This window comes from Oleiphilus sp. HI0132 (assembly GCF_001635845.1).
On the sequence record NZ_LWGJ01000438.1, the window covers coordinates 1 to 609 of the forward strand.

At 46.8% G+C, this 609-nt stretch carries 2 protein-coding genes; one reads left to right on the plus strand and one right to left on the minus strand.

Annotated elements, in window-relative coordinates; translation table 11 throughout:
- Nucleotides 1-162, plus strand: a 162-nt coding sequence (locus tag A3766_RS05285) for a Maf family protein (RefSeq protein WP_197479342.1), incomplete at its 5' end; no start/stop codon positions are given.
- A 17-nt stretch (nt 163-179) separates the two neighbouring features.
- Here A3766_RS05285 and A3766_RS05290 read toward each other — a convergent pair.
- On the minus strand, nt 180-609 hold a 430-nt coding region (locus tag A3766_RS05290; protein ID WP_068641858.1), incomplete at its 5' end, for a phosphatase PAP2 family protein.

A 609-nucleotide genomic window follows, 5' to 3' on the forward strand; every position in this document is an offset into this window, starting at 1 on the left:
ACGGGTGAACCAATGGATAAGGCAGGTGCATATGGCATACAGGGTAAAGCGGCATTGTTTGTTGAGGGGATCGTCGGAAGCTACAGCAATGTAGTAGGCTTGCCTCTGGCTGAAACCGGAAAGATCTTACAGGCCTTCGACGTGCCTATTTGGCAGGAATAAGGCAAAGGCTTTCTATGCTAGGCATAGAAAAGTACTGGGCTTAAGTAGTTTGCAATTGATGCCAGCAATATACCTAATCCCGCGCCACACAATACATCTGTCGGATAGTGAAGGCCGAGTACCATTCTCGAGAGGGCAATTAGAATAGAGAAGGGTACCAATAATACAGCGAACTCTGGCAGGTGCCATAGCACAACAGTCGAGAAGCAGGCCGCGTGCATTGTGTGTCCAGAAGGAAAGCTGTATTGATCTAAAGGTGCGCAGCCTTTATAGACATCTTTTGAGCGGATAAATGGTCGTTCTCTTACTAGTTTCTTTTTAAGTTGCTTATAGATCAGTAGGCAAGCACCGCCCGCCGTTATCATCAACCCTGATAAAAGTAGACCTTCTTCACCATATAAGATTGGCAGGACAAGCGCGAGACTATACCAGAAAACACCATCCCCT